Source organism: Microcystis sp. LEGE 00066 (assembly GCF_015207925.1).
In the GTDB taxonomy this organism is placed as follows: domain Bacteria; phylum Cyanobacteriota; class Cyanobacteriia; order Cyanobacteriales; family Microcystaceae; genus Microcystis; species Microcystis ichthyoblabe_A.
In genome coordinates this window covers 1-7,644 of record NZ_JADEVX010000189.1, presented here as the reverse complement: position 1 = coordinate 7,644, position 7,644 = coordinate 1, and the positions used below count along the sequence as shown (strand labels likewise).

Genomic DNA, 7,644 nt, shown 5'->3' with positions numbered 1-7,644 from the left:
AAATTGTTAAGCCAGAGCAGGTGGAAAGAGCCGTAAACTTGATTAACAATCGTCCTCGAAAATGTCTTGACTATCGTACCCCGAATGAGGTATTCTATAAAGGTAGATCAGATAGTGATGCAATTCAGACTTGCATCGGCCGTTCTTGGTCTCAATCTTAACACATCACAGGAGAACTTATGTCTATCCAAGCCGTCAGACAGTTTAATGAAATTGCTGAGAGTGATCTAGAAATTCAAATATAGTCTAGAGGTAACAACAGATGTCCAAAGTTTAATGTATCTTACTGGTATACTGGCTTCTGAGAGAGGCTTCAGCTTTACCTCTGAAGATCTGGCAGAATACTATTCCGAAGAAAGTAGAAGACTTCCTGATATATCTCTCAGAAATGTGATGCTTTTAACTAAAAAATATGCGTTCGAAAGCGACCCAGAAGTTTGTGATCGATTGCCTTTCTTAGCTCGTGAAATCTGCCGAAAACTCAATTCTTAAAGAAACCCGTTTTCTAATCTCTTAAACGGCTAAACTGAGAATAGCTGCCTGTCTTGACTCTCATTTCTCAGATTGTAAAATAATGCAAATTTATCTTGACTATAGTGCCACTACCCCCACTCATCCCCAAGTGATCGAGCGGGTTGCCACTATTCTCCAGCATCATTGGGGCAATCCCTCCAGTTTACACACTTGGGGACAGGATACGGCAACAGTCATCGAAATGGCTAGAGAACAGGTAGTAGGGTTAATTAATGCCAATCCAGACCAGATTATCTTCACTTCTGGCGGCACGGAAGCCGATAATTTAGCGATTATCGGGGTTGCTCAACAGTATAACCGCCCCCGTCATATAATTATTTCTAGTGTGGAACATTCGGCGATCGCTGAACCCTGTAAACAATTAGAGCAGCAAGGTTGGCAAATTACTCGTCTTCCCGTCAATCGTCAAGGTAGAGTTAATCCTTTAGACCTAAAAGCCGCAATTCAAAGCGATACGGTCTTAATTTCCATTATTTACGGACAAAGTGAGGTGGGAACTCTACAACCGATTGAAGAATTGGGCAGCATTGCCAGAGAAAGGGGAGTTCTTTTTCACACCGATGCGGTGCAGGTGGCGGCAAGATGCGATATTGATGTGCGGAAACTGCCCGTAGATTTATTATCTCTTTCCAGCCATAAAATTTATGGAATGCAAGGATCGGGGGCTTTATACGTCAGAGCCGGTGTCGATATTTTACCATTACTGCGGGGCGGTGGCCAGGAAAAAGGTCTGCGATCGGGAACCCCAGCCGTACCGGTGATCGCAGCTTTCGGTTTAGCGGCTGAATTAGCCCAAAAAGACTTAATTAGCGAAAAAATGCGTTTAATCGCCCTGCGAGATCGATTATTTGACCTCTTAGCCGATTATCCTTATCTGCTGCCCACGGGGGACCGATTCTATCGTTTACCCCACCACGTCAGCTTTATTGTCCGTCCCGACGATGACAGTCAGATCACGGGAAAACAGCTAGTTCGTCAGCTTAATTTAGCAGGAATCGGCATTAGTTCTGGGTCCGCCTGTCATAGTGGCAAACTTTCCCCTAGTCCAATTTTAAAAGCTATGGGCTACAGCGATCGAGAAGCATTAGCGGGAATTCGTTTAACCCTGGGAAGGGACACCAGCGCAGCCGATATTGATTGGACGGCTCTAGTATTAAAACAAGTGATCGATCGCTGTTTATCTGCTTTAATTGTGAGCAAGAGTTAGTTTATGACTCAAATTGCCCTTCAATCAAGATAATTTCGCCAAAATCGGGAATCCATGCCACCCAACGGCCCTGATCCTGTTCACAGAGTAGTAGCGCTTCATCAAAGCTGTATGGAGAGGGGAGCATTCTGAGTTGTACCCATGTGTTTGCTTGGGGACAAGTAACAACGGCAGTAGTGCGGTATTGTAGTAAAGACATACACAGATCACCCTGATAATTCTGTATCTAAATTTACAAACAAACCGATGACTGTGGGTAACTTTGTTTTAAATCTTTACATCTTTACCTGAGTTCTTGCATCATTAATTTTTGAGAGGGCAAAAATGAGAAAAATAAGCATAAAGTTGCATAAAATCACCAAATAGAGCATTTAATTGATTAATGCTCATTCTTAATTCTCCTGACGACTGACTACTGGCTCCTTACTCCTCACCTAAAGGAAGATTTTTGATTTTTGCAAGAGGTCTATTTAGGGCTTGCTGAATAAATCTAAAAACCTTGTTGGATAAGGCTTTTAGACTTTTTTGACCTCAAAAAGTGCCGACCATTGGAGGGATCGGGGGTAAAATTCAGGTACTTTTTCCCTGAAAATTAGGTAACTGACTACCTCAAAATCGGTAAAACCCCACACCCCACACCCTGCCCCCACCAACAAACTTTTTCAGCAGACCCTAATTACACATCTCAAGGGAAATTAATTTGGCACGACTACTTAACAAATTATTGCGATAGCTTGCCATTAACTAATTTTCAGCGATAATCTAAAGTGAGAGTCTATCGGGAGATAAGATCATGAACCTTCGTCTAGTTCTATTTTCAGGCCTAGTAACGGCTTTAGTTGGTGCTGGTATTGGTTATGGCATTAGCCGCATTGAACGCAATCCCAGCCAAGTCAACTATAGAAATCCCTATAACTATCAAATCATCTATAGACGTTATTTTGCTGGTGCGGGGGCAGCCCTGGGCTTCTGTGTGGGTGCGGGTTTACAAATGGTCAAAGAACTCAAAGAAGAAAGAGACAGAGAAATGGGCATCCTAGATGATGGCTCAAAATTCTAGTCTTTTGGGGCTAATTCCTCAAGAATGATGAATTGAACGTGATTAATCGCTAAATCGCCGATGGGAACTTGGGTTTTTAACACCGGTTGTCCTTCACTGAGCATTCGTTCAAAGGGGATATCTTTGGCAATTTCCGTGTGATACCAAGCTAAACCCATAAAGAAACGATTGGGATAGGGACCGCCTTCAAAGATATCATCGGGATTGGACTCCATAGGAACCCAACCGATAGAGGGGAGATAAAATTCCATCCAGACGTGATTGTAATCCGGTTCGAGGGGTAAATTACGTTCGAGGGGATGGGGTGGGCATTTATAGCGTCCTACCGTACGACAGGCAATACCATTGAGACGACACAAAGCCAATAATAAACCCACATATTCCCCACAGGAACCGACTCCGCGCCGCAGGGCAATATCAGGGGTGTCGATGTTGGGTTTGATACCGTAGGAAAGCTGATCATAGACGTAATTACGAATACTATAAACTTTTCGGAGCAGATTGGTTTCCCGACCGGTCGCTTCTTCGGCAGCATTGAGGATAATTTCTGTACTCATGGCCAGATCATCATTATCGATCAAATAGCGATCGGGAAAATCGGCGGGTAAGGGGGGTAAATCTTCGCAGTCTTGGGGAGTAATTTGGTATTTAATACCCCACACTTCTAATACCACTTTCCACCCAAAAATATGACGTTGTTTGCCGGTTATTTGCTCGAACTTAAATACTGCCACCCGCTGCCCGTCCTGAATTTCTTCAATAAAAGGCAATCCCACCGCTTCGACGCTGCGAATTTTTTGCCGCGGTGTTTCTAAGGGTAAAGCGATGCGCCATTCCACATTTTTGAGTTCGATATTATAGAGGGGTTCTAATTCCTCGACGTAGGATAATTCAATCAGATAACCGTTAGAAAGGGTGTATTTTTTAGCGGGATCGTAGTGAAAATATAGAGGATGGACAAAAGTACGCGGACGATAACTAAGTTCGTGAACTTGTTCAGAATTGGGATTATCGCGGATACAGGGTTCTTGGAAAGCATAGGCCACATATAATATATCCTTGCCACTGTTAGCATCGCGATAAAATGCTAATCCCGTCGGCGATTCAAAAGGAGTTATCATGCTAAAAAGCTGTTCTCCCGTGGCGCGATCAAGACAGTAAACCGTTTGTTCTAGGGTATCCGTTAACCAAAGTTCTTCCCCGCGAATGGTGATATTTTCGATGCCGATACCCGGCGCGTATAAACGAGTAATTTCCTGTCCCGATTGGCGATCAAATATAAAGATTTGTCCAGAACGTTGACAAGTGACATAAATTGTGTTAGCAGTTACGGCGACTCCGTTAGCGGTGTAGGGAAGACGGGTAAAAAATTTCGGGGTAAAATCTTCGAGAGTGCAGCAGTAGAGATTTTCGCGAGTAGTAAACCAGAGGTTATTTTGATCATCGATTGCCAATCCCGTCGTCCCGACGAATTCCTGCCAGCGATGGGAATTAAGTACGCTTGTATGACCAGTATCGAGGGCAATTTGGTATAAATAGCCGTTTTTTGCGTCGATAGCGATTAATTTGTCATCTTGAAATACAATTCCGTGCAGAGCCGTGGCGCTAATCGGGCGAATCGTTTGACGATGGGAGGGAAGACTGGCAGGATCGAAAATCATAGGAGGAAACGAAAAGGGAGAGCGTTTTTAGGTGAATAAAACAGCAATTCTCCCCACGATAGCAAATTTTCTCGCCCTTGAATGCTCGTAATGAACTGCAATCCCGAAAAAAATGTCAAGAATTGTCACCTATAGTCCCTCTCATACCCTTGTACCTACCTACGAGTGTTTCAATCGTTGCAGTTATTGTAATTTTCGCAGGGATTTAGGCACTGATGGCTGGTTAAGTTTGGAAAAAGCCAAAGAGATTTTAACTGCTTTGCAGGGTTCGGAAATTACGGAAATTTTAATTCTTAGCGGCGAAGTTCATCCTTTAGCAGCCAATCGAGAGTTATGGTTTCGGCATATTTATAATTTGGGAGAATTGGCTTTAAATATGGGGTTTTATCCCCATACCAATGCGGGTATTTTAACTTTTGCCGAGATGGAAAAACTGAAAAATGTCAATCTATCTATGGGCATAATGTTAGAACAAATGACGGTGACTTTATTAAATACTGTCCATCGTCAGGCTCCCAGTAAAGTGCCATCCCTGCGCTTAGAACAGTTACAATGGGCGGGAGAATTAGCAATTCCTTTTACCACGGGGTTATTATTAGGAATTGGTGAAACAGAATGCGATCGCTTAGTAACCTTAGAAACTATTGCCGCTATTCATCAACGTTGGGGACATATTCAAGAAGTGATCCTACAACCCTACAATCCGGGTAAAAGAGAACAGTGGCAAAATAACCCTTTTGATCTGCAAAAACTGCCTGATTTGGTTAGACAAGCTAGGGAAATTTTGCCTCCAGATATTGTCATTCAAATTCCCCCGAATTTATTACCCGATCCTCTTTTTCTCTTGGATTGTTTAGCGGCAGGAGCGCGGGATTTAGGCGGTATTGGCCTGATCGATGAAGTTAATCCCGATTACCTCCATTTACACCCCGATAAACTAAAGGAATTTTTAGCAGTTTATGGCTGGGAATTAAAGCCGCGTCTGCCAGTTTATCAGTAAACATTAATCAGGGAAAAGATAGCACTGTTAATGCCATTGAACACTCCTTACTCAATACCCCTTAATTGATTATTATTCATTCTTAATTCTCCTGACGACCGACGACCGACTCCTAACCCTAACAACAATTTTTGATTTTTACCAGAGGTCTTATGATTCCCTCAAGCGAGTGCTACTGGCTCAAAAATGCCCATATTCCCGTTTCCCTGCTAGAAAATGAGGGTTTTTCTCCCCAAACCGCCGAGGGATTAACCTTAGTTAATCTGGAAATTAATGACGGTAACATTAATCGCATCACCTCAACCATCCCCCCCGAAGATAATATTCCCGTCATCGACCTCAAAAAAAAGATTATTTTTCCTTGTTTTATCGATATGCACACCCATCTCGATAAAGGTCATAGTTGGCATCGTTGTCCTAACCGTGATGGCACTTTTGACGGCGCCTTAAAAATGGCCCTAGAGGATTCCCGACGGGAGTGGCGCTTAGAGGATGTGTATCGTCGCATGGAATTCGGCGTTAAATGCAGTTATGCCCACGGAACCGCCGCTATTCGCACCCATATCGACTCTTTTGGTCAACAGGCACAGATTAGCTTAACCGCTTTGGCAGAATTGCAACGACAATGGGCCGGTAAAATCACCCTGCAAGCGGTTTCTCTAGTTTCCCTTGACTACTATCAAACCTCCGAGGGAGCGGCCTTAGCCGATAAAATTGCCGAATTTGGGGGCATATTAGGGGGAGTAGCCTACACAAATCCTGATTTAGAGGCACAAATTGATATTACCTTCAAATTAGCCCAAGAAAGGGGTTTAAATCTCGATTTTCATCTGGATGAAAACGGCGATTCCGATTCTACCTGTTTAGCAGCGATCGCGCGTACTGCCATCAAAGAGCAATTTTCTGGACAAATCATCTGTGGTCACTGTTGCAGTTTAGCGGTACAATCCCCTGAAATAATCCAAGAAACCCTAAATTTAGTCAAAAATGCGGGCATTGCTATCGTTAGCTTGCCGATGTGCAATCTCTACCTACAGGATCGTCAAGAGGAAAAAACCCCTTTTTGGCGCGGGACAACTAAGATAAAAGAGATGAAAAAAGCGGGAATTCCGGTGGCTTTTGCCAGTGATAACTGTCGCGATCCCTTTTATGGTTTTGGGGATCACGATGGTTTAGAAGTCTTTACCCAAGCGGTGCGGATTGCCCATCTCGACACACCCTACGCTGACTGGATAAATAGTGTCACCCTCACCCCAGCTAATCTGCTCGGATTGCCCCATTTAGGGCGCATTAAGACGGGTATAGAGGCAAATTTGTTAATTTTCAAGGCTCGCTACTTTAGCGAGCTATTATCGCGACCACAGTGGGATCGCCTTGTGATTCGGCGCGGGTTGAGCATCGATACTACTCTCCCCGATTACCAAGAGTTAGATGATTTAGTTCTAGGAATTGAGCAACTCCTGTAAGGGTTTGACAAAAACTACCGATTCTAGGTTGATAGCACCGTAAATATGGGGAAAGGTCTCTCTTTCTAGATGAACTTAGGTTGGGTTGAAGCATGAAACCCAACGCCCGATCATGTTACGCTACCGCTAACCCATCCTACAAATAATTGTGCATCCCTACTTAGGAATTGAGCAACTCCTGTAAGGGTTTGACAAAAACTACCGATTCTAGGTTGATAGCACCGTAAATATGGGGAAAGGTCTCTTTTTCTAGCTCTAGAGTGGCATTTTCTGGGTTAGGATGTTGGGGCTGCTCCCATTTAACCGGGGACTGCAATTGTTCAGGAGAAATGGCTAAAACCAGCAAATCTGGCTGATTTTGATAAAAAGCGGCCACAACTTTCGGAATTTGTTCTAAGGTGGAGCAATGGATAAATCCCTCATTTTTTAGGGAATACGCCCGATATTCCCCCATTTCACGAGCTATTTGCCAACCTCTTTCTGTAGTGATGTGATAGATCATCGGTTCGCCTCCTACTGTCACTTTAATCCCTAATTTTAGGATATAGCCTGAAGCTGTCAGCGGCCCTCAATTCTCTTAAACTAGGGGTTGCTGAATAAATCTAAAAACCTTGTTGGATAAGGCTTTTAGACTTTTTTGACCTCAAAAAGTGCCGACCATTGGAGGGATCGGGGGTAAAATTCAGGTACTTTTTCCCTGAAAATTAGGTAACTGA

The 7,644-nt window shown here is 43.6% G+C and carries 7 protein-coding genes; 4 read left to right on the top strand and 3 right to left on the bottom strand.

The annotated features are described in order from the left end of the window. The first annotated feature begins 574 nt into the window (after positions 1-574). Positions 575-1,741 (top strand): cysteine desulfurase family protein, encoded by a 1,167-nt coding sequence (locus IQ224_RS19560; protein ID WP_194033380.1) that lies wholly within the window; start codon positions 575-577, stop codon positions 1,739-1,741. A gap of 1 nt (position 1,742) precedes the next feature. On the opposite strand, the gene IQ224_RS19555 is transcribed toward IQ224_RS19560, so the two are convergent. After that, the gene (locus IQ224_RS19555) at positions 1,743-1,940 is read right to left on the bottom strand and encodes a hypothetical protein (protein WP_002736283.1); all 198 of its coding nucleotides are present in this window, start codon (positions 1,938-1,940) and stop codon (positions 1,743-1,745) included. 594 nt (positions 1,941-2,534) lie between these two features. Here IQ224_RS19555 and IQ224_RS19550 point away from each other — a divergent pair. Next, the gene (locus IQ224_RS19550; RefSeq protein WP_004156897.1) at positions 2,535-2,801 is read left to right on the top strand and encodes a hypothetical protein; all 267 of its coding nucleotides are present in this window, start codon (positions 2,535-2,537) and stop codon (positions 2,799-2,801) included. Here IQ224_RS19550 and IQ224_RS19545 read toward each other — a convergent pair. Then, entirely contained in the window at positions 2,798-4,462 is a 1,665-nt protein-coding gene (locus IQ224_RS19545; RefSeq protein WP_004156896.1) for a transglutaminase domain-containing protein, read from the bottom strand. The genes IQ224_RS19550 and IQ224_RS19545 overlap by 4 nt on opposite strands. A gap of 112 nt (positions 4,463-4,574) precedes the next feature. Between IQ224_RS19545 and cofG the strand changes: the two genes are divergently transcribed. Together cofG and IQ224_RS19535 are read left to right on the top strand one after the other, a co-directional pair. Beyond that, positions 4,575-5,462, top strand: coding sequence for a 7,8-didemethyl-8-hydroxy-5-deazariboflavin synthase subunit CofG (cofG, locus tag IQ224_RS19540; protein ID WP_002742165.1), 888 nt, complete (start codon positions 4,575-4,577; stop codon positions 5,460-5,462). Between the two features lie 152 nt (positions 5,463-5,614). Further along, positions 5,615-6,928 (top strand): cytosine deaminase, encoded by a 1,314-nt coding sequence (locus IQ224_RS19535; RefSeq protein WP_194033379.1) that lies wholly within the window; start codon positions 5,615-5,617, stop codon positions 6,926-6,928. A 160-nt stretch (positions 6,929-7,088) separates the two neighbouring features. On the opposite strand, the gene IQ224_RS19530 is transcribed toward IQ224_RS19535, so the two are convergent. After that, entirely contained in the window at positions 7,089-7,430 is a 342-nt protein-coding gene (locus tag IQ224_RS19530; protein ID WP_002742163.1) for a DUF952 domain-containing protein, read from the bottom strand. Positions 7,431-7,644: the final 214 nt, after the last annotated feature.

Bases quoted from the DNA above. Each gene is read 5' to 3' on its own strand.
- IQ224_RS19535 (WP_194033379.1), top strand. From the start codon at position 5,615: ATGATTCCCTCAAGCGAGTGCTACTGGCTCAAAAATGCCCATATTCCC.
- IQ224_RS19560 (WP_194033380.1), top strand. From the start codon at position 575: ATGCAAATTTATCTTGACTATAGTGCCACTACCCCCACTCATCCCCAA.
- IQ224_RS19555 (WP_002736283.1), bottom strand. From the start codon at position 1,940: ATGTCTTTACTACAATACCGCACTACTGCCGTTGTTACTTGTCCCCAA.
- IQ224_RS19545 (WP_004156896.1), bottom strand. From the start codon at position 4,462: ATGATTTTCGATCCTGCCAGTCTTCCCTCCCATCGTCAAACGATTCGC.
- cofG (WP_002742165.1), top strand. From the start codon at position 4,575: ATGTCAAGAATTGTCACCTATAGTCCCTCTCATACCCTTGTACCTACC.
- IQ224_RS19530 (WP_002742163.1), bottom strand. From the start codon at position 7,430: ATGATCTATCACATCACTACAGAAAGAGGTTGGCAAATAGCTCGTGAA.
- IQ224_RS19550 (WP_004156897.1), top strand. From the start codon at position 2,535: ATGAACCTTCGTCTAGTTCTATTTTCAGGCCTAGTAACGGCTTTAGTT.